27 protein-coding genes and 1 tRNA gene are annotated in these 25,905 nt (G+C 71.7%); 9 read left to right on the forward strand and 19 right to left on the reverse strand.

All coding sequences use genetic code 11. The features are described from left to right. The 4 genes from ABZ478_RS14300 to ABZ478_RS14315 form a co-directional block, all read right to left on the reverse strand. Entirely contained in the window at nt 1-1,245 is a 1,245-nt protein-coding gene (locus ABZ478_RS14300; RefSeq protein WP_359548742.1) for a ketosynthase chain-length factor, read from the reverse strand. A gap of 7 nt (nt 1,246-1,252) precedes the next feature. Then, on the reverse strand, nt 1,253-2,512 hold the full coding sequence (locus ABZ478_RS14305) for a beta-ketoacyl-[acyl-carrier-protein] synthase family protein (protein ID WP_359548745.1): 1,260 nt from the start codon (nt 2,510-2,512) through the stop codon (nt 1,253-1,255). Next, nucleotides 2,509-2,949 (reverse strand): cupin domain-containing protein, encoded by a 441-nt coding sequence (locus tag ABZ478_RS14310; protein ID WP_359548994.1) that lies wholly within the window; start codon nt 2,947-2,949, stop codon nt 2,509-2,511. The genes ABZ478_RS14305 and ABZ478_RS14310 overlap by 4 nt, the downstream gene beginning before the upstream one ends. Nucleotides 2,950-3,038: 89 nt before the next feature. Further along, nucleotides 3,039-4,124, reverse strand: a complete 1,086-nt coding sequence (locus ABZ478_RS14315; RefSeq protein WP_359548747.1) for a SchA/CurD-like domain-containing protein — start codon at nt 4,122-4,124, stop codon at nt 3,039-3,041. A gap of 200 nt (nt 4,125-4,324) precedes the next feature. On the opposite strand from ABZ478_RS14315, the gene ABZ478_RS14320 reads away from it, so the two are divergent. Next, entirely contained in the window at nt 4,325-5,965 is a 1,641-nt protein-coding gene (locus tag ABZ478_RS14320; protein ID WP_359548749.1) for an FAD-dependent monooxygenase, read from the forward strand. Between the two features lie 57 nt (nt 5,966-6,022). Here the strand turns inward: ABZ478_RS14320 and ABZ478_RS14325 are convergent. Further along, nucleotides 6,023-6,099, reverse strand: a tRNA-Thr gene (locus tag ABZ478_RS14325). A 179-nt stretch (nt 6,100-6,278) separates the two neighbouring features. Between ABZ478_RS14325 and ABZ478_RS14330 the strand changes: the two genes are divergently transcribed. The 4 genes from ABZ478_RS14330 (at nt 6,279) to ABZ478_RS14345 (ending at nt 9,421) form a co-directional block, all read left to right on the forward strand. Further along, entirely contained in the window at nt 6,279-6,485 is a 207-nt protein-coding gene (locus tag ABZ478_RS14330) for a hypothetical protein (protein ID WP_359548751.1), read from the forward strand. 254 nt (nt 6,486-6,739) lie between these two features. Then, entirely contained in the window at nt 6,740-7,879 is a 1,140-nt protein-coding gene (gene msiK / locus ABZ478_RS14335) for a diacetylchitobiose ABC transporter ATP-binding protein MsiK (protein ID WP_359548753.1), read from the forward strand. Between the two features lie 230 nt (nt 7,880-8,109). After that, a complete protein-coding gene (locus ABZ478_RS14340; protein ID WP_359548754.1) occupies nt 8,110-8,571 on the forward strand; it encodes a hypothetical protein in 462 nt (153 codons plus the stop codon). Between the two features lie 118 nt (nt 8,572-8,689). Beyond that, on the forward strand, nt 8,690-9,421 hold the full coding sequence (locus tag ABZ478_RS14345) for a nucleotidyltransferase family protein (RefSeq protein WP_359548757.1): 732 nt from the start codon (nt 8,690-8,692) through the stop codon (nt 9,419-9,421). A gap of 84 nt (nt 9,422-9,505) precedes the next feature. Here ABZ478_RS14345 and ABZ478_RS14350 read toward each other — a convergent pair whose 3' ends face one another. The 7 genes from ABZ478_RS14350 to ABZ478_RS14380 form a co-directional block, all read right to left on the reverse strand. Continuing rightward, entirely contained in the window at nt 9,506-11,194 is a 1,689-nt protein-coding gene (locus ABZ478_RS14350) for a DoxX family membrane protein (protein WP_359548759.1), read from the reverse strand. Nucleotides 11,195-11,347: 153 nt separating this feature from the next. After that, on the reverse strand, nt 11,348-12,289 hold the full coding sequence (rlmB, locus tag ABZ478_RS14355) for a 23S rRNA (guanosine(2251)-2'-O)-methyltransferase RlmB (RefSeq protein ID WP_359548761.1): 942 nt from the start codon (nt 12,287-12,289) through the stop codon (nt 11,348-11,350). Nucleotides 12,290-12,385: 96 nt separating this feature from the next. After that, nucleotides 12,386-13,786 carry a cysteine--tRNA ligase gene (gene cysS / locus ABZ478_RS14360; protein WP_359548764.1) on the reverse strand — a complete coding sequence of 467 codons (1,401 nt, stop codon included), beginning with the start codon at nt 13,784-13,786 and terminating at the stop codon, nt 12,386-12,388. Between the two features lie 44 nt (nt 13,787-13,830). Further along, nucleotides 13,831-14,235, reverse strand: coding sequence for a PPOX class F420-dependent oxidoreductase (locus ABZ478_RS14365; protein ID WP_359548766.1), 405 nt, complete (start codon nt 14,233-14,235; stop codon nt 13,831-13,833). A gap of 55 nt (nt 14,236-14,290) precedes the next feature. Beyond that, nucleotides 14,291-14,785: a 2-C-methyl-D-erythritol 2,4-cyclodiphosphate synthase gene (gene ispF, locus ABZ478_RS14370; RefSeq protein ID WP_359548768.1), complete on the reverse strand. Its 495-nt coding sequence runs from the start codon at nt 14,783-14,785 to the stop codon at nt 14,291-14,293. Next, entirely contained in the window at nt 14,775-15,527 is a 753-nt protein-coding gene (ispD, locus tag ABZ478_RS14375; RefSeq protein WP_359548769.1) for a 2-C-methyl-D-erythritol 4-phosphate cytidylyltransferase, read from the reverse strand. The genes ispF and ispD overlap by 11 nt, the downstream gene beginning before the upstream one ends. Before the next feature lie 302 nt (nt 15,528-15,829). Further along, the gene (locus ABZ478_RS14380; protein ID WP_003953493.1) at nt 15,830-16,312 is read right to left on the reverse strand and encodes a CarD family transcriptional regulator; all 483 of its coding nucleotides are present in this window, start codon (nt 16,310-16,312) and stop codon (nt 15,830-15,832) included. 637 nt (nt 16,313-16,949) lie between these two features. Here ABZ478_RS14380 and ABZ478_RS14385 point away from each other — a divergent pair. Further along, complete coding sequence (locus ABZ478_RS14385; protein WP_359548772.1) at nt 16,950-17,645, forward strand: DUF461 domain-containing protein; 696 nt, start codon at nt 16,950-16,952, stop codon at nt 17,643-17,645. A gap of 73 nt (nt 17,646-17,718) precedes the next feature. On the opposite strand, the gene ABZ478_RS14390 is transcribed toward ABZ478_RS14385, so the two are convergent. Further along, entirely contained in the window at nt 17,719-18,399 is a 681-nt protein-coding gene (locus tag ABZ478_RS14390) for a response regulator transcription factor (RefSeq protein WP_010358452.1), read from the reverse strand. Continuing rightward, a complete protein-coding gene (locus ABZ478_RS14395; RefSeq protein WP_359548775.1) occupies nt 18,396-19,649 on the reverse strand; it encodes an ATP-binding protein in 1,254 nt (417 codons plus the stop codon). Before ABZ478_RS14395 ends, ABZ478_RS14390 begins: the two co-directional genes overlap by 4 nt. A gap of 236 nt (nt 19,650-19,885) precedes the next feature. Here ABZ478_RS14395 and phoU point away from each other — a divergent pair, with 236 nt between their 5' ends. After that, complete coding sequence (gene phoU / locus ABZ478_RS14400; RefSeq protein WP_359548777.1) at nt 19,886-20,575, forward strand: phosphate signaling complex protein PhoU; 690 nt, start codon at nt 19,886-19,888, stop codon at nt 20,573-20,575. A 162-nt stretch (nt 20,576-20,737) separates the two neighbouring features. Continuing rightward, nucleotides 20,738-20,893 (forward strand): hypothetical protein, encoded by a 156-nt coding sequence (locus ABZ478_RS14405; protein WP_359548780.1) that lies wholly within the window; start codon nt 20,738-20,740, stop codon nt 20,891-20,893. 78 nt (nt 20,894-20,971) lie between these two features. Here the strand turns inward: ABZ478_RS14405 and ABZ478_RS14410 are convergent, their stop codons facing one another. The 5 genes from ABZ478_RS14410 to ABZ478_RS14430 all read right to left on the reverse strand — a co-directional run bounded on the left by ABZ478_RS14410 (nt 20,972) and on the right by ABZ478_RS14430 (nt 25,074). Beyond that, nucleotides 20,972-22,171: an ANTAR domain-containing protein gene (locus ABZ478_RS14410; RefSeq protein ID WP_359548783.1), complete on the reverse strand. Its 1,200-nt coding sequence runs from the start codon at nt 22,169-22,171 to the stop codon at nt 20,972-20,974. Between the two features lie 216 nt (nt 22,172-22,387). Continuing rightward, nucleotides 22,388-23,119, reverse strand: coding sequence for a GAF and ANTAR domain-containing protein (locus ABZ478_RS14415; RefSeq protein ID WP_359548786.1), 732 nt, complete (start codon nt 23,117-23,119; stop codon nt 22,388-22,390). Next, complete coding sequence (locus tag ABZ478_RS14420; RefSeq protein WP_359548788.1) at nt 23,116-23,880, reverse strand: GAF and ANTAR domain-containing protein; 765 nt, start codon at nt 23,878-23,880, stop codon at nt 23,116-23,118. Before ABZ478_RS14420 ends, ABZ478_RS14415 begins: the two co-directional genes overlap by 4 nt. 231 nt (nt 23,881-24,111) lie before the next feature. Further along, a complete protein-coding gene (locus ABZ478_RS14425) occupies nt 24,112-24,573 on the reverse strand; it encodes a hypothetical protein (RefSeq protein ID WP_359548791.1) in 462 nt (153 codons plus the stop codon). A gap of 111 nt (nt 24,574-24,684) precedes the next feature. After that, a complete protein-coding gene (locus ABZ478_RS14430; RefSeq protein WP_359548995.1) occupies nt 24,685-25,074 on the reverse strand; it encodes a hypothetical protein in 390 nt (129 codons plus the stop codon). A 121-nt stretch (nt 25,075-25,195) separates the two neighbouring features. On the opposite strand from ABZ478_RS14430, the gene ABZ478_RS14435 reads away from it, so the two are divergent. After that, nucleotides 25,196-25,837 carry a TetR/AcrR family transcriptional regulator gene (locus ABZ478_RS14435; RefSeq protein WP_359548793.1) on the forward strand — a complete coding sequence of 214 codons (642 nt, stop codon included), beginning with the start codon at nt 25,196-25,198 and terminating at the stop codon, nt 25,835-25,837. The last annotated feature ends 68 nt before the right edge of the window (nt 25,838-25,905 follow it).

The following is a 25,905-nucleotide window of genomic DNA, read 5'->3' on the forward strand; positions in this document are numbered from 1 at the left end:
TCACTTCACGGCGCCGTGCCGGAGCACGAGCGCCGAGTTCGACCCCATGAGTCCACGGCTGAGCACCAGCGCCGTACGCAGCTCGGCGACGCGGGCGCGGCCCGTCACGAGGTCGAGGTCGTGGCAGACGTCGGCGACGTTGGGGGTGGGCGGGATCAGGCCGTGCTCCATCGCGAGCACCGCCGCCGCGGTGTCCAGCACCGGAGCCGCGCAGTAGCCCCGGCCGATACCGGTCTTCGGCGCGGTGACCGGTACCCGGGTGCCGCGCGCGCCGAGGACGTCGGCGAGCGCGAGGGCCTCGGCCCGGTCCGCCTCCGGCACCCCGAGAGCGTCGGCGAAGACGACGTCGACCTCCTCGGGAGCACAGCCGGCCTCGTCCAGCGCCTGCCTGATGGCCTGCGCCAGCCCGTCCCGGGACCGGTCCCAGCGGGAGGCACCGGTGAAGGTCGCCGCGTGGCCCGCGACGTAGGCCCGCACGTCCGCGCCGCGCTCACGCGCCGAGGTCTCCGCCTCCACCACGAGCATCGCGCCGCCCTCGGCCGGTACGAAACCGCACGCGGTGTCCGTGAACGGGCGGTAGGCGCGGGACGGATCGGTGACCGTGCTCAGCTCCTCGTAGCCGAGCTGGCAGACCACCGAGTACGGCGCCAGCGGCGCCTCGGTGGAACCGGCCACCATCACATCGGTGCCGCGCCGCACCGCCCGGGCGGCGTGCGCGAGGGCGTCCAGACCGCCGGCCTCGTCGGAGGCGACGACCGAGCAGGGGCCCTTGAACTTACGGCGGATGGAGATCTGGCCGGTGCTCGCGGCGTAGAACCAGGCGATGGACTGGTACGGGCCGACGAACCGGCTGCCCTTGCCCCAGAGCTGCTGGAGCTCGCGCTGGCCGAACTCACCGCCGCCGGAACCGGCCGCGGTGACCACCCCGATGGAGTACGGCTCCCCGGAGGTGTCGGCCTGCCCCAGCCGGGCGTCCTCCAGCGCGAAGTCCGCGGCGGCCAGGGCGAAGTGCGTGAACCGGTCGGTCTGGACGAGGAACCGCTCGTCGATGGTCGCCGCCGGTTCAAAGCCGCGGACCTCGCCGGCCACCTTCAGCGGAAGGTGCTCACAGCCCTCCCGGGTGACCCGGTCGAGGACACTGAGGCCTTCCTGGGTGGCCTTCCAGAACGTGTCGGTGCTGGTTCCGTTGGGCGCGACCACCCCGATGCCGGTGACGGCCGCGCGCCGTTCATGCGGAGCACTCATCGTGTCCTCACTCCCTGGAACGGGTCAGGACCACCGCGGACTGGAAGCCGCCGAACCCGCTGCCCACGGACAGGACGCTGCTCAGCTTCCGGTCGCGGGCGACACGCGGGACGTAGTCCAGGTCGCACTCGGGGTCGGGGATCTCGTAGTTCGCGGTCGGGGGTACGACCTGCTTGGCGAGGGCCAGCACGCACGCGACCACCTCGATCGCCCCGATCGCCCCGAGGGAGTGCCCCACCATCGACTTGATGGAGCTCATGGGGGTGTCGTAGGCATGGTGGCCGAGCGCCCGCTTCACGGCCGCCGTCTCGTGGCGGTCGTTCTGCCGGGTGCCGGAGCCATGGGCGTTGACGTAGTCGATCGCCGTGGGGTCCAGCCGGGCGTGGCCGAGGGCCATGTCGATCGCCCGGGCCATCTCCAGACCCTCGCTGGTCAGGCCGGTCATGTGGTAGGCGTTGCCGAAGGTGGCGTAGCCGCCGAGCTCGCAGTAGACGTGCGCGCCGCGGGCCCGGGCGTGCTCCAGCTCCTCCAGGACGAGCACCGCGCCGCCCTCGCCCATGACGAACCCGTCACGGTTGTTGTCGAAGGGCCGGGAGGCGTGCGCCGGATCGTCGTTGTTCGGGGACGTGGCCTTGATCGCGTCGAAGCAGGCCATGGTGATCGGGGAGATCGGCGAGTCCGACGCCCCGGCTATGCAGATGTCGGCCCGGCCCTCCTCGACCGTATGGAAGGCGTAACCGACGGCGTCCAGGCCCGAGGTGCAGCCGGTCGAGACGGTCTGCACCGGACCCTGCGCGCCGAAACGCTCCGCCACCGCGGAGGCGACCGTGCTCGGCGAGAACGCCCGGTGCAGCTGCGGCTCCGCCTCCCGATGGTCGACGTCCCAGCGCTCACCACGGTGGCTGACCAGGACGTAGTCGTTCTCCAGCCGGGTCGTACCACCCACCGCGGTGCCCACCGAGACACCCACGCGCCACGGGTCCTCCGCCGACAGGTCGATCCCTGAGTCCCGGACCGCCTCCTCCCCGGCGACCAGGGCGAACTGGATGTACCGGTCCGCCCGCACGACCTGCTCCTCGTCCAGGCCGTGCGCCGCCGGATCGAAGTCGCACTCCGCCGCTATCCGCGACCGCAGCCCCGAGGGATCGAAGAAGGTGATGCCCCGCGTCGCGGTCCGGCCGTTGGCAAGCAGATCCCAGAAAGCCGGTACGCCGATACCACCCGGAGCCACGATGCCTATGCCAGTGACCGCCACGCGCCGGGTCATGACCGGACCTGACCTCGGTCGCGGGCGGCACCCGCCGCGGCCGGCTCCGTGACCACCGCGGCGGCCCCGATGATCTCCGTCTCCTCGGTGTCGACATGACCGAGCTGCGGACGCGGCGCCAGCGGACCCAGGTGGAAGACGATCCGCGCCTCCACGTTCCCGACGTTGCGGAACCGGTGCCGCATGTGCGCCGGGATCATCAGACCCTGCTCGGGCCGCAGCGAGTGCGGCTCGTCGTCCAGGTCCACCTCGAGCTGGCCGCAGACGACGTAGACGAACTCCTCCGAGTACGGGTGGTAGTGCTCACCGATGCGGTCACCGGGCTGCACGATGGCCACGCCCATGAAGCCGCTGGTGGAACCGACCGTGGCAGGGGTGAGCATGGCGCGCAGGTCGCCACCTCGCCGGACGTTGGGCTCGACCTCACTGAGGTCCACGATTTTCGGACGGGGTTTGATGGACAACGTTTCCTCCGGTGTCTGTGCCGCGTACGGCGCTGGGTGCTGGAAGGAGCCGCCGAGCCGGATCAGGCTTCGGGCGAACGGCGGTCGGTGATCAGGTCCATACGCGCGGCCTCGGCGTCCAGCAGTTCACGCACCTCGGCAGCCACCCGCGCCGGCAGCGGCACCGCCTCGGCACCCTGCTCGGAACGGACGTCGACCAGCCGCACCACGACGTCGTCACGCTGGAACACCGTGCTGCGCAGCACCGGGCTGGCCGGGTCGTCCGCGGACTCCGAGTCGGCCCGCGCCAGCAGCTCCGCCAGCCGCATTCCCCGGCCCGGCCGGGCCGCGTAGTACAGGGCCTGGCGCAGCCCCTCCTGGTGGTCACCCGCGCTCACGTGGTGCACGGCCGGCAGCGCCGCACGGGTGAAGAACATCCGGGCCGACTCCTGGTCGTCGAGGTCCCGCTCCTGCTCCAGATACGGGTTGATCGCCTCCTCCACGGCCCGCACCTCGGGCTGCCGGGCCACGTGCCGCAGCGCCGCGAGCAGGTCGCCCCGCACCTCGATGGCCCGCACCACGCGGTTGCCGTGCATGAACAGCGAGGTCCGGCACAGCCGCGTGGTGTCGTCCACCCGGGCCTCGGGCGAGGCGTAGTCCGAGAGGATCTCCGCGACCTTCTTCTCACTGCCGGGCTTGACGGTGAAGGTCAGCGCGTGCCGGATCACACCGTCGCCGATGCGCGGGTGAGCCTGCAGCCGGCGCTGCCCCGGCTCGGCCTGCGGCGCGGCGCCACCGGTCTCACGCACCACGTGGAACCGCAGCGACCGGGTGTCCCGGACGCAGCTGTGCAGCGGCTCCACCATCCGCACGTGCTCCTCGCTGTTCACCCAGGTGAGGAACGGCGGCGCACTCTCCCACTCGCTCGTGATGAGCCACTGGGACGGGTTCTCGATGGACTGGCAGAGCTGGTCGCTCACATGGCCCGGCACCGACGCGACCTGGTTGCACAGCTGCTCGTATGCCTCCAGGAACTGCTGCTGCGCACCGTCGTGGACATCGACCAGCAGCACCACCCGGAGCCGCGAGCCGTCGAAGACGGACTGCGAGACACGCTTCGACACCTCACGGGCCGGCTTGGCTGAAGGACGTTCAGACGTCGTGGTCATCCTGTACACATCTCCTTCGCGGGGCAGAGTCGATGCCGCGCGACTGACGCGACGGCAGCGTTCCTTGATCCTGTGCCGGACCCCTCACGCCCGCGACTCGTATGAACCACGTGGGTGATTGGGCACGCGGAGCCATCGCCACCGGGCAAGAACACACACAGGCCCTCCCACCCGCGCCCCCCTTGCCTCTGGAGGCTTCGATGCATCAGAAAGCCGACCACCGGGTCCCCGTCCTCATCGTGGGCGGCTCCCTGGTGGGCCTGTCCACGTCCGTCTTCCTGGGCCGTCTCGGTGTCCGGCACATGCTCGTCGAGCGGCACTCCGGCACCTCCATCCACCCACGCGGACGCGGCAACAACGTCCGCACGATGGAGCTCCTCCGGGTGGCCGGCATCGAACCGGACATCAAGGCGGCGGCCTCACTCCTCGCCGACAACCACGGCATCCTGCAGACGCCCACCCTCGTGGGTGACGCCGGCGAATGGCTCTTCAAGCACATCGACCCCGGCGGCGGACTCGCCAGGTTCAGCCCCACCGGCTGGTGCCTGTGCAGCCAGAACGACCTCGAGCCAGTCCTCGTCGACAGCGCCCGCGAACTCGGCGGCGACCTGCGCTACTTCCACCAGATGGAGTCCTTCGAACAGGACGCCGACGGAGTGACGGCCGTGATCCTCGACCGCGGCACCGAGGAGCGCTACACCGTCCGGGCGGACTACCTCGTCGCCGCCGACGGCCCCCGCAGCCCCGTCCGGGGCGCCCTCGGCATCGGACAGAGCGGCCCCGGCGACCTCTTCGCCAACGTCAGCGTCACCTTCCGCTCCACCCGGCTGGCCGACACCGTCGGCGACCGCCGCTTCATCTGCTGCTACCTCACCGACCCCGAGGCCGACGGCGCCCTGCTTCCCGTCGACAACAAGGAGCACTGGGTCTTCCACGCCCCCTGGCACCCCGAGCGCGGCGAGACCCTCGAGGAGTTCACCGAGGAACGGCTCCAGCGCCACATCCGCCGAGCCGTCGGCGTCCCCGGCCTCGACGTCGAAATCACCGGAAAGGCGTCCTGGCGCGCCGCCGAACGAGTGGCCGACCGCTACTCCCGCGGCCGCGTCTTCCTCGCCGGCGACTCCGCCCACGAGATGTCACCCACCGGCGCCTTCGGCTCCAACACCGGCATCCAGGACGCCCACAACCTCGCCTGGAAACTCGCCGCCGTCCTCGACGGCTGGGCGGACCCCGCCCTCCTCGCCACCTACGACACCGAGCGCCGCCCGGTCGCCATCGCCACCAGCGCCCGCGCCTCCGCCCGCTCCGTCGAGCACAGCCACCCCGGCTTCGCCCCCGCCCCCGGCGTCGGCGGAAGCAAGCGCGGCGGCATCCTCAACGTGGTCCTCGGCTACCACTACCCCCACGGCGCCGTCCTCGGCGCCGACCCCGACCGGCCGATCGTCCCCGACGCCCTCGACCTCACCGGCCGCCCCGGCACCCGCGCCCCGCACCTGTGGCTGCGCCGCGCCAACCGCCGGCTGTCCACCCTGGACCTCTACGAGCGCTCCCTCGTCCTCCTCAGCGACGCCCCGGACGACGCGGGCTGGTACACGGCGGCCCGCGGGATCGCCGCGGCGGACGGCGTACGCCTGGACGCCTACCGCGTCGGCCCGGGCGCGGACGCGGACCTGACCTACGAGGACGACTCCGCCGACTGGGCCGAGCTGCACGGCGTCACCGCCGACGGCGCGGTCCTCGTCCGCCCGGACGGCTTCGTGGCCTGGCGCGCGACGGGCGCCGTACCCGACCCGGAGGGCGTGCTGCGCGAGGTGCTCGGAACCCTGCTGCGAACCGGCTGACCCGAGACGGCACGAAAAGGGCCACCCGCACCGGTGAGTGCGGGTGGCCCTGTCGTGTGGAGCCCCCTGTCGGATTCGAACCGACGACCTCGATCTTACAAGGATCTTGCTCTGGCCAGCTGAGCTAAGGAGGCACCGCGCACTACGACGCCGTACGCGGAGGCGGATCCACTGTACACAGAGCCCCATTCTCCAGGCACGGAGTTTGTCGCGCTCGGCAGGTTCCGGGACCGCGCGTAACCATCCGTGCACCCGTTCGTTGATCGATCTGACGTGCTCTTCCGAAGAGCGAGCGGATCACCGGGAGGGGTTCATGGGGGACGTGGCGGAGAAGCCGGAAGCCGTGAGGGGCGGCACAGCGCGAAGCATCAAGCGTGAGGATCTCGGCATCGGCGACCGCAGCAAGCACCCCGCGCGCAAGGCGACTCCGCTGAAGGGGCACGTCAAGGGGACGGACACCCGCCATTTTGCGGTACGGACCGACGGGCCGTCGGCCGGAATGCCTGTGGAGTCCCTGTGAGACCGGCCAGGCGCAGCCCGCCAGGGTTGTGTGTGGCAGGCGGTGGGCGTTGAAGCAGGAAGCGAAGCAGGTCAAAAGAGTGGCGCTCTGCCTCCGTGGGCAATTTCCGCGAAGTTCACAGGGCTGCGGGTACTGACAGACCGCGTGGCGCCAGGTAGCGTCCTGAGCCGGTTCACTTCGGTGGACTACACCAACCACCTTCCTACAACGGATCGTCCGGCACGTTCCTGCCGGTAGAAGGGGGCCCATTCACCATGGCCACTGTCACGTTCGACAAGGCGACCCGGATCTACCCGGGTTCCACCAAGCCCGCCGTCGACGGTCTCGAGATCGCGATCGAGGACGGCGAGTTCCTCGTCCTGGTCGGCCCGTCGGGCTGCGGAAAGTCCACCTCCCTGCGCATGCTCGCGGGCCTGGAGGACGTCAACGGCGGCGCGATCCGCATCGGTGACCGCGACGTCACGCACCTGCCGCCCAAGGACCGGGACATCGCCATGGTGTTCCAGAACTACGCCCTGTACCCGCACATGACGGTCGCCGACAACATGGGCTTCGCGCTCAAGATCGCCGGCGTCAACAAGGCGGAGATCCGGCAGAAGGTCGAAGAGGCCGCGAAGATCCTCGACCTCACGGAGTACCTGGACCGCAAGCCGAAGGCGCTCTCCGGCGGTCAGCGCCAGCGTGTCGCCATGGGCCGCGCCATCGTGCGTGAGCCGCAGGTCTTCCTCATGGACGAGCCGCTGTCCAACCTGGACGCCAAGCTCCGCGTGTCCACCCGTACGCAGATCGCCTCGCTGCAGCGCCGCCTCGGCATCACCACCGTCTACGTCACCCACGACCAGGTCGAGGCCATGACGATGGGCGACCGGGTGGCCGTGCTCAAGGACGGTCTGCTCCAGCAGGTCGACTCCCCGCGCAACATGTACGACAAGCCCGCGAACCTCTTCGTCGCCGGCTTCATCGGCTCCCCGGCCATGAACCTGGTCGAGGTCCCGATCACCGACGGCGGTGTGAAGTTCGGCAACAGCGTGGTGCCGGTGAACCGGGACGCGCTGAAGGCCGCCGCCGACAAGGGCGACCGCACGGTCACCGTCGGTGTCAGGCCCGAGCACTTCGACGTGGTCGAGCTGGGCGGCGGTGCCGCCGCCACCACGCTGTCCAAGGACTCCGAGGACGCTCCGGCCGGTCTCGCCGTCTCCGTGAACGTCGTCGAGGAGCTGGGCGCCGACGGCTACGTCTACGGCACCGCCGAGGTCGGCGGCGAGGTCAAGGACCTGGTGGTCCGGGTCAACGGCCGCCAGGTGCCGGACAAGGGCGCCACGCTGCACGTCGTGCCGCGTCCGGGCGAGACCCACGTGTTCTCGACCTCCACGGGCGAGCGGCTCACCGACTGAGCCGCGCTCCGGCCGCGAAACCCCGGGTGAATCCGGGATGAACCGGTCACGTTGACGCCAGAGGCCCCGCGAACTGCCGCGGGGCCTCTTCCGTTGCGGAGATATACCCCGGCAGAGCGATCATTTCGGGCGGTCGGCGTCAACCCCTTACCCAGAAAGTAGCGGCACTTCATCGCCCATAAGGGTGACTAAATGTCGCCAAATCATTACCGGGCGCTACCCTCACACGCGTGAAGCACTCCACCATCCCTCAGACGCGACACGGCCATCGGGGCGGCCCTGCCCGCCGTATCGGCCGCACGCTCGCCCTCGTCCTGCCCGTCGTCCTGGTGCTCTCCGGAACCCTCGCGGTCACCCGGGTCAACTGGACGGGGAGTTCATCCAGCTCGGTGCTCATGGCCTCGGACGTCTCCTCGGCGTCCGTCTCCTCCAAGGCCGTCTCCCGCGCCCCGCAGGACGTGCTCCGTGACCAGCTGATGACCGAGCTGCAGGACAAGGACCCGGGCGTGGTCCTGACCCACCTCCAGCAGGCGGTCAACGGACACCCGTCACTGGCCAGGCACTGCGGCTCCATCGCCCGCGCCCTGGGCAAGGCCGCCGTGCGCATCTACGGCCCCTCGCGCGCCCAGTCGTACGCCCGCCCGGTCTGTGACACGTCCTTCGCCTCCGGTGTGCTGACCGCGCACAGCTGAGCGGCGACCGGGAAGCGGGCACCGGCTCCACCCCGAGCCGGTGCCCCCGTGCGCGGGCGCTGCCGGTGCGCCGGTCGCGGTCCGAACCCCGGCCGGGGGGCCACGTACAGTTCGGGGCATGACCCATCCGAACGCGGCGTCGCGCCCCACTCAAGCCGTCGTCCTGGCCGGTGGCCAGGGCTCACGGCTGCGCCCCTACACCGACGACCGGCCCAAGCCGATGGTCGAGATCCCGGGCACGGGTACTCCGATCATCGGCCATCAGCTGGCCTGGCTCGCCGAGGAGGGCGTGACGGACGTGGTGGTCTCCTGCGGCCACCTCGCCGAGGTCCTGGAGAAGTGGCTGGACTCGGCCGATCTCCCGGTGTCCGTCACCACCGTCGTCGAGACGGAGCCCCTCGGCCGCGGTGGCGGCCTGAAGTACGCCGCCGCGCGTCTGCCCCACCCCGACCGGCCCTGGTACGCCACCAACGGCGACATCTGGACCCGTTTCTCCCTGCGGGACATGGCCGACTTCCACACCGAGCGGGACGCCGTCGCCACGCTGGCGCTGGCCAGGCCGCGGATCCCCTGGGGCGCGGTGCGGACCGACGGCTTCGGGCACATCACGGACTTCATCGAGTCCCCGCCGTCGACGTTCGAGATCAACGCGGGTGTCTACGTGTTCTCGCCCGAGTTCGCCGGCCTGCTGCCCGAGCGGGGCGACCACGAGCGGACGACCTTCCCGAGGCTGGCCCGCGAGCGTCAGCTGGCGGGCTTCCCGATCCCGCAGGGCGCCTACTGGCGGGCCATCGACACCGCGAAGGACCTCGCCGAGGCGGCCAAGGAACTCGCGGCTCTGGGACGGTAGCCCGGCCGTACGCCGAACACGCCGAAGGGCCCGTACCGCGGTGGTACGGGCCCTTCGCCGTCGGTACGGCGGGGGTACGGCGGGCTAGCCGAGCAGGCCGCCCACCAGGCCGGGCTGGCCGGAGGAGGTGCTGCCGCCCGATCCGGTGCCGCCGGTCGAGTCGCTGCCGCCCGTCGAGCCGCCACCGGTGCTGGTCGGTCCCGCCGTGGTGCTCGGGGCGCCGCCGGCCGGGGAGCTCGGGCGGGGCGGGACCCGGCCCGTGGTGCCCTGGGTCTGGCTGGGCGTCGTCGTGGTGGCGCCGGAGCTGCCGCGGCTCGCACCGGGCGTCGTCGCCGCTCCGGACGGGCTGGTGGTGGCGCCGCCGCTGGGTGCCCTGGAGGCTGGCGGGGACGTCCGCCGGCCCTGGCCGGGCTTCTTCGGGAGCGGGGAGCCGGGCGCGTTGTTGCGGGGGGCCTCGCCCGGGCCGGGGACGACGACCCGGCTGGAGTCGCGCACCGCGCCGCCCAGCAGGGAGCCGACGAGCAGGGTGAGGCCGACGGTGACCGCGGTGACGAGGGCGCCGCGGCGCAGGACGTAGCGGCGCAGCTCCCAGATGTCGGAGCGGGGCCCGAGCCGGCGCCAGGCGCTGCCGGCGAGTCGGCCGTCGACCGAGTAGACCGGGGCGCCGGCGATGATCAGCGGGGACCAGGCGGCCAGGTAGATGATGTCGGGCGCGTCGTAGGCCGGGACCGTCTTCCAGCTCACGGTGACGATCAGTGCGGCGGAGAGCAGGGCGCCCACGACGGCCGCGACCCGCTGCCAGCAGCCGGCGATGGTCAGGACACCGACGACCACCTGGAGGAAGGCGATGACCAGCCCGGAGCCGATGGGGTGGTGCAGGGCGAACTGGCGCAGCGGCTCGGCCACTTCCCACGGGTGCAGGGTGTTGAGCCAGGTGACCATGGAGCCGCGCTTGCCGCCGTCGAAGTAGACGGGGTCGCACAGCTTGCCCATGCCGGCGTAGATGGAGATGAAGCCGAGGAAGACGCGCAGCGGGAGCAGGACGACACCGAGGTTCATCCGGCGGCCCGGATAGTAGGCGTGCCGGGCCGGGTCGTCGCTGTGCCGCCTGCCGCGGCGGGGGCGGTCGCCGGCCGCCTCGGCGGAGTCCTCGTAGTCGTCGAACTCGTCGTCGCCGTAGGCCGGTTCTTCGTACCCGGAGTCGCTGTAGGCCGACTCGGCGTAGCCCGGTTCGTCGTAGGCGCTGCCGCCGCCGCGCAGGGGCGGCAGCAGCCGGGTGCCGTCGTCCGGGGAGGTGCGCTGGTGACCGACGACGGGGGTCTGCGCGGTCTCGTCGAGGCCGTCGTAGGCGCCGGGGTACCCGCCGCCTACGCGGGGGATGACCTGGGTGGCGCCGGCTTCGCGGCCGGTCTCCTCGGAGTGGCGGACGCTGCTGCCCCGCACTGCCTGGAGCAGCCGGTGGGCGCCGGTGTCGTCGGGGGCGGACCTGCCGCTCCACACGACGGGCCGGCGGCGGCCGGCCGCCCCGGCCCGGCCCGCCGCGCCCATGGACGGCATGTGGGCGGCGTCCTGGGCGGCACTCAGGTGCCGGGCGATCCGCGGGGATTGGCTGCGCCTCGACGACGCGCCCAGCTGCACGCGGAAGCTGGCGTGGGTGACGATGACCTGCGCCGGATCGCTCGGCACCTTCACCATGCTCAGCGCGGGAGCGTCGTCGTACCCCGACGAGCGGTCCCCCGTGGGTGTGCGGGGTGTTCTGGTGTCCACACTCATCTAACCGAGTGACGTGGAGTTAGGACACTGCCGTGACGGGGCGGATGTGTCCGGACCCCGTCAAAGGTGTCCGGAACACCCCATGAACACCGGAATTCCCCCGTGCGGGTGAAGTTGCGGACGGGCGTTCAGTCCCGTCCGCGTGACGTCACGTCAGCTTCGGCGGCGCGCCGCCTCGTACAGCACGATGCCCGCCGCCACACCGGCGTTCAGCGACTCCGCGCCACCCGGCATCGGGATGCGGACCCGGTAGTCGCAGGTCTCGCCGACCAGGCGGGACAGGCCCTTGCCCTCGGAGCCGACCACGATGACCACCGGGCCACCCAGCGCCTCCAGGTCACCGAGCTCCACCTCGCCGTCGGCGGCGAGGCCGACGACCGTGATGCCGGCCTTCTTGCAGGCCTCCAGGGTGCGGGTGAGGTTGGTGGCGCGGGCGACCGGGGTACGGGCGGCCGTACCGGCGGAGGTCTTCCACGCGCCGGCGGTCATCCCGGCCGAGCGGCGCTCGGGGACGACCACGCCGTGCCCGCCGAAGGCGGAGACGGAACGGACGACCGCGCCGAGGTTGCGCGGGTCGGTGACGCCGTCGAGGGCGACGATCAGCGGGTCCTCGCCCTCGTCGTAGGCCGCCGCGGTGAGGTCCTCGGGGTGCGCGTACTCGTACGGCGGGACCTGCAGGACCAGACCCTGGTGGTTCAGGCCGTTGGTCATCCGGTCGAGCTCCGGGCGCGGGGCCTCCATGAGGTTGATCCCGCCGCGCTCGGCGGCGAGCTGGAGGGCCTCGCGGACGCGCTCGTCGTTGTCGATGAACTGCTGCACGTACAGCGTGGACGCGGGCACGCCCTCGCGCAACGCCTCGACGACCGGGTTGCGGCCGACGACCAGCTCGGAGGCGGACTTGCCGCCGCGGCCCCGGGCCACGGGGCGGCGCACGGCCTGCTTCGCCTTGGCGTTGGCGACGCGGTTCTTCTTGTGGCCCTTGCGCATCTCGGCGGGCGGGGTCGGGCCCCTGCCTTCAAGGCCCTTGCGCCGCTGGCCGCCACTGCCGACCTGCGCGCCCTTCTTGCCGGACATGCGGCGGTTGTTCGCGGCCATGACCTACCTGTTCTCTGACGGAAGTGTTCGTACGTCTATGCAGTGTGCCGCCCGGAGGGCCGGACGGCACAATCGATCACCGGATCGTCCGCGGGTTCAGCGCTGGCCGAGGCTCCAGCGCGGGCCCTGCGGGCTGTCCTCGATGACCAGTCCGGACTGGTTGAGCTGGTCGCGGATGGCGTCGGCGGTGGCCCAGTCCTTGCGCCCGCGAGCGGACTCGCGCTGCTCGAGGACGAGGCGTACGAGGCTGTCGACGACGCCGTGGAGGTCCTCGCCCCGGTCGCTCTCGCCGGCCCACTGCGGGGCGAGCGGGTCGAGGCCGAGGACACCGAGCATGGCCCGCACCTCGGCGAGCCGCGCGACGGCGGCCTCCTTGTCGTCGGCGGCCAGCGCGCTGTTGCCCTGCCGGACGGTGGTGTGCACCACGGCGAGGGCCTGCGGGACGCCCAGGTCGTCGTCCATGGCGTCGGCGAACGCGGGCGGGACCTCGGCGGCCGGTTCGACCACTCCCCCGGCCAGTTCGACCACGCGCTGCACGAAGCCCTCGATGCGAGCGAACGCCGACTCGGCGTCGCGCAGCGCATCCTCGCTGTACTCGATCATCGACCGGTAGTGCGGGGTGCCGAGGTAGTAGCGCAGGACGACGGGGCGCCACTGCCTGACCATCTCGGAGACCAGGACGCTGTTGCCGAGCGACTTGGACATCTTGTCGCCGGCCATGGTGACCCAGGCGTTGTGCACCCAGTACTGGGCGAAGTCGTCGCCGTAGGCCTTGGCCTGGGCGATCTCGTTCTCGTGGTGCGGGAAGATCAGGTCCAGGCCGCCGCCGTGGATGTCGAAGGCGCTGCCCAGGTACTTGTGGGCCATGGCGGAGCACTCCAGGTGCCAGCCGGGCCGGCCGGGGCCCCACGGGGTGGGCCAGGTGGGCTCGCCCGGCTTGGCCGCCTTCCACATGGCGAAGTCGCGCGGGTCCCGCTTGCCGGTCTCGCCCTCGCCGGACGGCTGGAGCAGGTTGTCCAGCTCCTGCCGCGACAGCTCCAGGTAGCGCGGGAAGGACCGTACGTCGAAGTAGACGTTGCCGTCGGCCGCGTAGGCGTGCCCGCGCTCGATGAGGCCCTGCATCATCTCGACCATCTCGGTGACGTGGCCGGTGGCGCGGGGCTCGTAGGTGGGCGGCAGGCAGCCGAGGGCGGTGTAGCCGTCGTTGAAGGCGCGCTCGTTCTCGTAGCCGATCGACCACCAGGGCCGGTTCTGCTCCTTGGCCTTGGCGATGATCTTGTCGTCGATGTCGGTGACGTTGCGGACGAACGTCACCTCGTAGCCGCGGTACTCGAACCAGCGGCGCATGATGTCGAAGTTCAGGCCCGAGCGGATGTGCCCGATGTGCGGGGCCGCCTGCACCGTGGCGCCACAGAGGTAGATCGAGACACAACCCGGCTTGAGCGGGGCGAAGTCACGGATCTGCCGGGCGCTGGTGTCGTACAGGCGAATAGTCACCTCTCCAGGGTAGTGGGCCCGGAGAGGTGCCTAGCGCCGGTTGGCTAGAACATGCCCACGACCTTCTTGGGCGTGATCCGGACGACCACCCGATCGGCGTCGTCGGCCGAGGCGGGGTTGAACTCGGCGTACTTCTTGCCGGTGTATTTCAGCGACAGCTCGTCGATGAGGCCGTCGGCCCCGTCGGTGGTGATCTCCGCGGTGCCCCGGATCTCGCCGTAGACGTAGGGCATCTCGGGGTCCTGGACCACCACGCTCACCCGGGGGTCGCGGTCGATGTTCTTCTTCTTGCGGCGGTCGACGGTCGTGGAGAACAGGATCTGGTCGCCGTCCCGCTTCACCCACACCGGGGACAGTTGCGGGCTGCCGTCGGGCTGGATCGTGCCGACCACGACGAAGACGGGTCGGTCGAGCAGGGACTTGAGCCGGTCGGACAGGGCGGCGGGCATGGGTACCTCCACTACCTCGAGTCTGCGGTGACTCTGCAGGTACCCTCGCACGCCGTCAGCGCACCCGCACCACGAGCGCGGTGGCGACCGCCATCAGGCCCTCCTCGCGTCCGGGGAAGCCGAGCCCGTCCGTCGTCGCGCCGGACACCGACACCGGCGCGCCGGCCGCCTTGGAGAGGATCTTCTGCGCCTCGTCCCGCCGCTTGCCGATCTTCGGGCGGGGCCCGACGACCTGGACGGCGACGTTGCCGATGGTGAATCCGGCCTCGCGGACGATCCGGGCGGCCTCGGTGAGCAGGGTGACCCCGGAGGCGCCGGACCACTCGGGGCGGCCGGTGCCGAAGTGCTGTCCGAGGTCGCCGAGTCCGGCCGCGGAGAAGAGCGCGTTGCAGGCGGCGTGGGCGACGACGTCCGCGTCGGAGTGCCCGGCCAGACCCGGTCCCTCGCCCTCCCACTTCAGGCCGGCGCACCACAGCTCGCGGCCGTCCTCGAAGGCGTGGATGTCGGTGCCGATGCCGACCTGGGGCAGCACGGGAGCGTCAGAAGCCATCGTTGAGCCTCCTGCGGGCCAGGACCGCCTCGGCGAGGACGAGGTCGAGCGGGCGGGTGACCTTGAAGGCCTCCTCGTGGCCGGGGACGGTGACGACCCGCTGGCCGAGCCGCTCGACCATGCTCGCGTCGTCCGTGACGTCCTCGGTGACCGTCTCGTGGGCGCGGACCAGGGTCTCCCGGTCGAAGCCCTGGGGAGTCTGCACGGCACGCAGCCGGGACCGCTCGGGCGTGGCCACGACCGGTTCGGGGTCGCCGGGGACGGCCGCGGGCCCGACCTCCTTGACGGTGTCGGCCAGCGGCAGCGCGGGAACGACGGCGGGCGCTCCGTCGCGCACGGCCTCGATGACCGCGTCCACGGTGTCGACCGGCACCAGCGGGCGGGCCGCGTCGTGGACGAGGACGACGCCGTACTCGGGCGGCAGGGCGTCGAGGCCGAGCCGGACCGACTCCTGGCGGCTGTCCCCGCCGGGCACGACGAGGAAGTCGGTCCGGTCGGGGAGGGCGTGCGCGTCGAGCAGCGACTTGACCTCGGCGGCTCCGTCGGGCGGCGCGACGACGATCACCAGGGAGACATGGCGGGACGCGGCGAGGGCGCGCACCGCGTGGATCAGCATGGGCGTGCCGTTCAGCGTGCGGAGCGCCTTGGGGGCGCCCGGGCCGAGGCGTACGCCGCGGCCGGCGGCGGGAATCACGGCGGCGACGGGGATCTGCGCGGGTGCGGGGCGCGAATCGTCAGACATCGGTTCCTGTCAGGTTTGTGTGCTCGACCTAGGTGGGTATGGCCTGGAGAGTGCCGGGCACGACCGCTCGACCGGACCCTTCCGTGACCCTGGTCGAGCCATCTGCCCGGGCCCGGCACGACAAGTATCGGGGGCTCTCCCCCGAGATGAACGGCAGGCACTCGCGGCGGCCCGGCTCGGTGGCCGGTATGTCCGGGGACGAACATGCCGCAGCGCCCGGCGACAGGGTGAGTGTCATCGGGCACCGCGGCATTTTCACTGTGCTGAGCGTGCTGACGGCAGTGGTCGCCGCCTGCCGCGCGTCAGGAGGCGAGCACCTCGTCGAGCAGGGCCTCGGCCTTGTCCTCGTTGGTGTTCTCCGCGAGGGCGAGTTCGCTCACCAGGATCTGGCGGGCCTTGGCGAGCATGCGCTTCTCGCCGGCGGAGAGTCCGCGTTCGCGCTCGCGACGCCACAGGTCACGCACGACTTCCGCGACCTTGATGACATCGCCGGAGGCGAGCTTCTCCAGGTTTGCCTTGTAGCGACGGGACCAGTTCGTGGGCTCCTCTGCGTACGGCGCGCGCAGTACCTCGAAGACCCGGTCCAGCCCGTCCTGACCGACCACATCACGCACGCCGACGAACTCCGCATTGTCCGCTGGCACACGCACCGTGAGGTCACCCTGGGCGACCTTCAGCACCAAGTAGGTCTTGTCCACGCCTTTGATCTGACGAGTTTCGATAGCCTCGATCAGCGCGGCCCCGTGATGGGGATAGACCACGGTGTCGCCAACCTTGAACGTCATGTGACAGGTACCCCTTCCGTGGCTATCCAGGGTAACACGGATACGGCGTGTTCTGAATGGCGTTTTCGCAGGTCAGGGCATATCTCGGGGCTTGACAACAGCAACAGGAACGTGCTGCGAGGGAGTCGTCCGAGCCGGAAGGCGGCGGGAATTCGCAGGTCGGAGGGGCTCTCCGGGCGAGGCGAAACACGAACGCCACACACGCCCCGAGCCGCCTCCAGAAGGTTGAACGTCCCGATATGTCCGCTCCCAAGCGTACGACTTCCGCTACTCCGTTCGGCGGCGGAGGTCGGGTCCGAGACGAATCCGGAATTGATCACAAGACCCCGGAAGGGCGGCGGATGATCAATATCCGAGGTGGTCGCGCATTCCTTCACGGAAATTTCGCGCAGCGTGTTGCCGGGATGCGGACCTCGGTGTCGCGGGGGCGTTATACGAATGCGGACGACCGCTCCGGCAATGTGACCGGTGAGTCACCTGCGGCCCCCGGGGTACCCCCACCCGGAGGGAAGCGGGGCGCTTGGGGGAGGGTCGGGTGCGGTCGCGCGGGAACGGCTCGGTAACCTGAGGCCGCTGACAGACACTTAGGGCGGCTTTATACGGGAGCCGCCCCTGCGTTCAAGGAGATGCCGCCGCCGTGAGCAGCAGCCTTCGACGCGGCGCCCTCGGCGCCGCCGCCATCGCCTTCTCGGTCGCCTCGCTCGCCGCGTGCGGCTCCGGCAACGACGCCCAGACCCTGCAGATCAAGCCGGACAACGCGGCGACCAGCGTCGGAAGCATCAAGGTCCAGAACGCCACGGTCATCACGCAGCCCGACCTGACGTCGACCGGGCCGGCCGTCGTGTCCGCGACCATCTTCAACACCGGCAAGACCGCGCAGACCCTGCAGTCGATCGCCGTCCCGGGCACCGGCAAGACCGCCACGCTGCACCCCGCCAAGGGCCAGAGCCTGACCATTCCGCCGCAGGGCTCGCTCATCCTCGGCGGCAAGGACAACGCCTCCGCGGTGCTGGAGAGCAGCCGCGAGGCGGTCCGGGACGGCAACGCCCAGAAGGTGACCTTCACCTTCGACAAGACCGGTGACGTGAGCCTGCGCGCCTTCGTGGTGCCGGCCACCAGCTACTTCAGCGGCTGGGGCCCGAGCGAGGTCCCGTCCGCCTCGGCCTCCGCGGCCCCGGGCGCGACCGCCTCCGGCAAGGGCAAGCCGGGCAAGGCGAGCGCCTCCGCGAGCGCCTCGGACGCCGCGACCGTCTCGGGCGGGGACGCCTCCGGCGGCGACGCCACCGGCGCCACCCCGAGCGACTCCGCGTCGCAGTCGGCCGCCGGCAACTGAGCAGCCGTGCACGACGAAGGGCGGCACCCCGTGCGGGGTGCCGCCCTTCGTCGTGCGCTGCCCGCCGTCGGGCCTACGGCTCGAACTTGTAGCCCAGGCCGCGCACCGTCACCAGGTAGCGCGGCGCGCCCGGGTCGGGTTCGATCTTGGCGCGCAGGCGCTTGACGTGGACGTCCAGGGTTTTGGTGTCGCCCACGTAGTCGGCGCCCCAGACCCGGTCGATGAGCTGCATGCGGGTCAGGACGCGGCCCGCGTTGCGCAGCAGCATCTCCAGCAGGTCGAACTCCTTCAGCGGGAGGTCGACCTTGGAGCCGGAGACCGTCACCACGTGCCGGTCGACGTCCATGCGGACCGGGCCCGCCTCCAGGGCGGCCGGGGTGACCTCCTCCGGCTCGCCGCGGCGGCGCAGCACCGCGCGGATACGGGCGACCAGCTCGCGGGAGGAGAAGGGCTTGGTGACGTAGTCGTCGGCTCCTATCTCGAGCCCCACGACCTTGTCGATCTCGCTGTCCTTCGCGGTCACCATGATCACGGGGACGTTGGAGCGGCCGCGCAGCTGACGGCACACCTCCGTACCGGGCAGACCCGGCAGCATCAGGTCGAGGAGAACGAGGTCGGCGCCGTTGCGCTCGAACTCGTCGAGTCCGTCGGGGCCGGTGGCCGCGACGGCGACCTCGAAGCCCTCCTTGCGGAGCATGTACGACAGGGCGTCGGAGAAGGACTCCTCGTCCTCGACGACGAGCACTCGGGTCACGGAAGGACCTCCGGGGCGGGAAGCGGTTCGTAAGGAGATGAGTCGGGGGCGCCGCCGGCCTCGTCATCGAGGTCGGGGTGCTGCTGTGCGCGGTCGCGGGCCGCGCCCGCCTCCGGCAGTCTGAGGGTGAACGTGGAGCCCTGGTTCTCGGCGCTCCACACCGTGACCTCCCCGCCGTGCGAGGCGACCACGTGCTTGACGATCGCGAGACCCAGACCGGTGCCTCCGGTGGCCCGGGAGCGGGCCGGGTCGACGCGGTAGAAGCGCTCGAAGATGCGCTCCTTGTCCTTGTCGGAGATGCCGATGCCCTGGTCGGTGACGGCCAGCTCGATCAGGTCGCCGCCCGGGGCGCTGATCCTGCGGGCGGCGATGCCGACGCGGGTGCGGGCCGGGGAGTAGTTCACGGCGTTCTCGACCAGGTTGCCGAGGGCGGCGGCGAGCTGGCCGCGGTTGCCCCAGACGTGCAGGTCGGCGGTTCCCCCGGCGGCCATGATGATCTGCTTGGTGCCCGCCTGGTGGCGGCAGCGGTCGACGGCCTCGGCGACCAGTTCGTCCACCCGGACCGGTTCGGCGTCCTCGAGGGGGTCGTCGTTCTGGACCCGCGACAGGTCGATGAGCTCCTGGACCAGGTTGGTCAGCCGGGTCGCCTCGATCTGCATGCGGCCGGCGAAGCGCTGGACGGCCTCGGGCTCGTCGGAGGCGTCCATGACGGCCTCGGAGAGCAGGGAGAGCGCGCCGACGGGCGTCTTCAGCTCATGGCTGACGTTGGCCACGAAGTCGCGCCGTACGGCTTCGATCTTGCGGGCCTCGGTGAGGTCCTCGACCAGCAGCAGGACCAGCCGGGAGCCGAGCGGGGCCACGCGCGCGGAGACGGCGAGCGCCTCGCCGCGTCCGGTGCCGCGCCGCGGCAGGTCCAGTTCGACCTGGCGTATCTCGCCGTCGCGTCTGGTGTCCCGCGCCATCTGCAGCATCGGCTCGACCGAGAGCTTGCCGCCGCGGACCAGCCCGAGGGCGTAGGCGGCGGAGCTGGCCTTGACGACGGCGTCGGCCTCGTCGAGGACGACGGCCGAGGAGCGGAGCACGGACAGTACGGTGTCCACGCCGGGCGGGAGTACGGCATCGGTGTGCAAGGAAGTCCTGGTGGGTCGCTTCTGGTCGCGTTCGCTCCAGCGGAACGCCAGCATGGCGATGACACCGGTGAGCACCCCGGCGATCGCTGCCGCTGCGGCGACCGCCGCGTTCACGTCCATGCCACAAGGTTAGGCACGGCGTGCGACATGACCACAGCCGTCGAGGTGCGACCTCGAACACTCGTCGCCCAGAGTTCACCTTGGAGCCAGGACCGGTTCATTTGGGGTGGCGGAAACGGACGCGTACGGGGCAGAACGTGGGAGCGTGGGGTTCACACCGCCGGTCACGCCACGGGGCGCCTGGTGTCACGGCCCCCGGGAACCCCGAAGGAAGAACGTACGAGAGGGAATCTCTGATGCGGGACGCGTACCACGAGGAACTTGACTCGATCGGCGACAGCCTGGTGGAGATGGCCCGGCTGGTCGGGTCGGCGATCGGGCGCGCCACGACCGCCATCCTCGACACCGACCTGAAGCTGGCCGAGAACGTGATCGTCGCCGACAAGAAGGTCGACGAGCTCCAGCACGACCTGGAGGCCCGGGCGATAGCCCTGCTCGCCCGCCAGCAGCCGGTGGCGACCGATCTGCGGATCGTGGTCACCTCACTGCGCATGTCGGCCGACCTGGAGCGCTCCGGTGACCTCGCCCAGCACGTGGCGAAGCTGGCCCGGCTGCGCTTCCCCGAGCGCGCGGTCCCGCACGACCTGCACGCCACGATCCTGGAGATGGGCCAGCTCGCCCAGCGCCTGATGGCGAAGGCGGCCGAGGTGCTGGTCACCAAGGACGTCGACCTCGCGATGCAGCTCGAGCAGGACGACGACGAGATGGACCTGCTGCACCGCACCCTCTTCCAGCACCTGATCGACGACCGCTGGAAGCACGGCATCGAGACCGCCGTCGACGTCACCCTGCTGGGCCGGTACTACGAGCGGTACGCCGACCACGCGGTGGCCGTCGCCAAGCGGGTCGTCTACCTGGTGACCGGCGAGCACGCGGACGACCTGCAGCAGGACATCAAGCCGGTGACCAAGGTCGAGGGGGCGTAGAGCCGCCCGTCCGGGCACGAGCCGCCGCTCCCGGCCGGCTCGTGCCCGGCTCGCGGGAGGCCGGGCGGGGCGGGCGGACGCCTCGATGCGCCGTTGATGCGCCCGGCGGAACGGGCATGGAATGGGCGAAGGCACTTCGCCGAGCCTCTGAGGAGGGGACCCATGGCCGAATCCCCCGGCACCACGCCCGACCCCGCGCAGACGCGCGAGTCGGACCAGCCCACCGAGAGCAGGCACCTCCCGCTCGTCGCCGCGTGCGGCTGCGGGTCGGGCTGTGGCTGCGGGTGCCAGTCGGGCGCGCCCTGCCAGTGCGGCTGACCCGTAACGATCCCGGAGGGCCGGTGTGAACCCGTTTCACACCGGCCCTCCGGTGTGCTCGGTCCCCGCGCGCCGCGTTCAGGTCCCCTGTGCTCTGCGGTGCAGGTCCTCCAGCGCGTCCAGCACCGTGTTCGTCCGGTACCAGTCCAGCCAGGCCCCCGCCTCCCGGGCGACGGTGTCCAGGGCGACGAACTGGGCACCGGTGAAGTCGTGGCCCGGCTGGGCGTGATGGGTGGAGAACATGCCCTGCGCACGGCCGGCGGGGCCGGGGATGGGCGTGCACTGCACCGAGCGGCTGTGCGCGGCGAGCGCCGCGGCGCGTGAGGGCTCGTCGAAGTAAGGGGCGCTGGCCACGTCGTCCACCACGACCCGTTCGCTCTTGCGGGCCGCGTGGCCGCACGGGGTCGTGGTGCCGTCGACCACCGCGAAGAAGTGCACGAAGTCGGCGGGGAAGCCGCAGTGGGACTCCAGCCACAGTGTGTTGTCACTGGGGTCCAGGAGCTGCACGTTGGCCATGTCGGTGTGCGTGATCGCGCAGACGGTGTCGCGGAGCGCGTCCAGGAACACCGACAGCGGCAGCGCCTGGCCGACGGGCAGGGGCAGGAAACCGACGGCGGGCTCGGCGGGGTGCCCGCGGCCGGTGAACCAGGGCTCGCCGGGCCGTGGCGCCCCGGCCTGCGCCAGGGCCCCGGCCAGCCGGGCCGTCCGCATCCCGTGCCGCCGGGCCACCGTACGCAGCAGCGTGCCGGCGGCACCCGGGCCGGGAAGGCCGTAGCGCTCCATGAGCAGGCCCTGCGCCCGGGCGACCAGGGCGTGGGCGAGCAGGCGGTGCCGCAGTTCCACCGCGTCGGTGCGCGCGAACGACGGTCCGGGCGCCGGCTCCGGTGCCGCCGCGGCCGCCGCGATCACCGCGGCGAGCGCTTCGGACACCGTCGCGTACAGCTCGGGCCCGGCCCGGCCGGCCGGCTCGCGGGCCGCCCCGGTCCGGGCGAGCACGGCGGCCGTCTGGGCGGTGCAGCCGGTCAGGCGCAGCGGGCGGCCGCGAGCGGCGGACTCCTCGGCGAACCGGTACAGGGTCTCGGCGCCCGCTGACTCCAGCCGGTACAGGCCGGTCAGGTCGACGACGAGCTGGGCGGAGCCCGGCGCGGCGAGGGCGGCGGCGAGACCCGTACTGGTCGAGGCGTCGGCGACGCCGTGCACGGCGAGTACCGTCAGCCTGCCGGTGGCCAGTCCGGGGACCGTCAGGTCGGCCACGGTCTCGCAGGAGAACTTCTGCATGGCCGCTCCCTGCGCTGGGGGGCCACGGGACCTGCGGGCCTCGCTGCCGGGCACTTCCCGGCAGTTATCAGCCTAGTCGCGTGCGGGCGGGACGGCAGATCGGTGCCTCGTACCGGGTCGGGCGCCGGCTCCGGGGGGCGCGCGAGGGCATCAACTCCGCGCGTGGGACGCCGACTTCGGGGGCGCGGGTGCGGGGCGCCGACTCCGCGCCGGGCGTCACCTCCGGGCCGCGATCACCGCGTCCGCGGTGAGGGCGCGGCGGATCAGGGCGTGCGCGGTGTCGACGAGGCGCTGGTGCCGGTCCCGGGAGTAGGCGCGCAGCAGGCCGTGGGCCTCGGCCAGGGGGAGGCGTGCCGTCTCGGCGATCATCCCGGTGGCCATGCTCACCGCCGCGCGGCCGGCCAGCGCGGCCTGGACGCTGCTGGCGACGTCGGTGGGCCGCAGCGGGTCCGGGGTCCAGTTGACGAGCGCGACGGCCGACACGTCCGCGAGCGCCTGGGCCAGGTCCAGTTCGAGCGGGGCCAGCCCGCCCGGCTCGTGCAGCAGCAGGTTGACGGCGCCGATGGTCTGCCCGTGGACGCGCAACGGCAGCGCGTGCGCCGCGCGGAAGCCGCTGCGCAGGGCGAACGGGACGACCTGGGGCCAGCGGTCGGTGTCGGCGGCGAGGTTCCGGGCGTCGACACGGTGACCCTCGCGAAAACAGTCCAGGCAGGGTCCCTCGTCCGTCTGCAGCTCGAACAGCTCCAGGAAACCGGCCTGGTCGTCGGTGACCGCGAGCGTCCGCAGGTCGCCGCGGGCGGTGACGGCCATGATGCCGACCGCGTCGGCGCCGCTGATCTCCACACAGTGCTGTGCCAGCCGGTCCACGAGCACGACGGGGTCGATGTCGTCGGCGAAGGAGTCGGCCAGTCCGACGAGCGCCTCGGCGAGCTGCTGTTCCCGGCTCATGACCGGTCACCGTCCCTTCCCTGCTCGTCGTCGCGGCTGTCCGGCTCCGGCTGGAAGCGGAGTCGGCGGGCCAGGACGTCCCGGGCCACCTGGCTGACCGTAAGGCCTTCGGCGAAGGCGCGGGCGCGCATCCGGTCCAGGGCCTGCTCGGGGTCCACCTCGATCTGCACCATCACCATGCCGACCGCCTGGTAGACCTCGGTGTGGTCGGCCTCCGAGGCCTCCACCCAGGACGCTACCCCTTCTTCCACCGCATCATCGGTGTCGTCGTAGGCGGGCTGCACGCTCATCAGGGCGTACGTGACCGCCTCGCGCACCCACAGCGCCGTGCGCAGGTCGGGTTCGGACAGCCCGCCCGCCTCGTCGCAGTACAGATCGAGGGTGCCGACAGCGGCGCCGCTGACCCCCAGGGGCAGCGAGAACACCGCGAGCACACCGAGCCCGGTCGCCTCGTGCGCGAAGACCGGCCAGCGCCGGACGTCACGCCCCTCGGTCAGATCGGCGGCGATCACGGGCGCGCCCTGCTCCAGGGCGGTCTGGCAGGGCCCGTCGCCCAGGGTGTACTGCAGTTCGGCGAGCCGCGCCGCGACCCGGTCACTGGCGCACCAGGTCATCTGGATCCCGCGGCCGCCGGAGATCGACACGGAGGCACCGGTCACCGGCAGCAGCCGCACACACGCCGCGCACAGCGCCTCCGGCATCCGCTGCGGGTCGTGCCGCACCTCGCGAGCGGCGGCGGCCAGCGCGTCACTGACGTGCATTCGACCCCTCACATCGGGCGGCATACCACCACCGTCCGGCTGCTCGGGCTGCTCGGGCGGCATGGTCATCACCCCCGTCGGGCCAAGCGGTCAGCAGACATGATCCCTCAGTATCCCGTCCCCGGGTCGCTGTCCGGGTTCGCTACACGGGCCGAGTTCCCAGCCTGCGGGAAGTAGCACGGGAAATCGGGACGGCCGCTTCCCGCGGCCCGAAGGCCGCCCACCGGGGGATCACCGGTCCGCGGACGCCGCCACGACTCCGTAGGTGACCAGGCCGTAGGCGAGGTGCGGGACCACGTCCGAGGCCCAGTCCGCCGCGGACCACGTCCGTGGATCACTGACACCCAGGCCGGCGATCGGAGCGTCCGCCGCCGCCATCGCCAGGACCCCGGTGAGCGGCCCGCCCAGCCACACCGGTACGCGCGCACCCGCCCGGTGAGCGAGTGCCACGGCCACGCCGGCCGCGACCCCCACGGCGATGCCCGACAGCGCCCCCAGGCCGGTCAGCCGGTTCTCCCGCCCCTCCGACTCCGGGACCGGATGCCCCAGGCCCGAGCTGACCTTGTCCACCACCGTCTCCGGGGTCCCGCTGGAAGGCCGCCCCCGCAGCGCCATGTCGGCGTACGTCACGGCGTTCAGGGCGGTGGTACCGGCAGCCCCCGCGGCACATCCCCACACGATGCTTCGGAACATGCAGCTACAGGTTTCCAGAACCTCCGCGGCCGAATCGCCGCCGGGCTCACGGTCACCGAAGCGGGTCAAGCGCCGGGCGCCAGGCGTCCGGTCGGGAGCGCGGGCCCCGGGTCAGTGTGCGGAATCCTTCGCGGGGGCGTCCGCGATCGTCCGTACCGGGGCGGATGTCACCAACAGTGCGGCGAAGACGAGTGGCGCCACCGTCTGGTATCCCACCCACACCTCTCCCCCGGCGCCGCTGCCCCGCCATGCCAGCAGAAGGCCGGCGAGCGCCGTCAGCGTCCAGCAGCTGTCGTAGCCGATCATGAGCCGCGTGTACGTGCGCGGCGAGCGGCTGCGCACGAACCTGATCTCGATCCCGCCGCCGATGAGCAGGACCACGCCGGAGGTGATCATCAGCCAGGTTGCCACGCCGAGCAGATCACCGAGCCGGGTCGCGCCGATGACGAAGGCCGCGCCGATCAGCACCTTGAAGATGCCGTCGGCGACGATCCCCACCATCCGGTAGGTCGCCGCCGTCGCGGTGGCCTGGGTCTGGGCCTGGGTCACGAGCGTTCCCTTCTGCTGCCTGGTCCTGCCTCGGAATGCGTAACTCGATTACTAGAATAATGAGGTTATGAGAATGACGAGAGCGGAAACGAAGGACCGCAACCGCCGCGCCCTGCTGGAGGCCGCGTTCGAGGCCGTCTCCCGAGACGGGCACCGCGCCCGGCTCGAGGACATCGCCGCTCGGGCCGGCCTGACCACCGGCGCCGTCTACTCCCTCTTCGGCAGCAAGAACGGCCTGGTGGTCGCCCTGGTCACCGACCATCTGCGGCCGCACTACGAAGAGATCGAGCAGGCCGTTCCCGCAGGGCTGGACCTCCTGGAAGCGGTCGACGCCCTCGCCCGGCACTTCCGGCGCACCTGTGACGCCTCCGAAGCGTCGGCCGCCCTGTCACTGCAGATCACCCTGCTGGACATGGCCCTGCACGACCCGGAGCTCGGATCCAGGCTCGCAACCTCCGTCCAGGCGCAGGAGAGCCATCTGGTCGCGCTGTTCGCCGGGAGGCCGCACAGGGGAAGCCTCGTGACGCCGGATCAGGCGCGGCGCCTGGCCGTGGCCCTCCGGGCACTGTTCACCGGCCTCACCCAGGGCGTCACCCTCGGCCTCACCCCCGGCGCCGACGAACAGTACTTCGCCGACGCCGCCCGGGCCCTGGCATCCGGGATGGCCTGCGCCGGCGAGGATGCCGACGCGTCCGAGGCGTGCGCTTCGAAGTGACCGCCCACAGTGCGCCCGCTCGCCGCCGGGCCGGACACACCTGACGGGTTGACAGTGCCGGGGCGTGA

Source organism: Streptomyces sp. NPDC005706 (genome assembly GCF_040631045.1).
GTDB lineage: Bacteria > Actinomycetota > Actinomycetes > Streptomycetales > Streptomycetaceae > Streptomyces.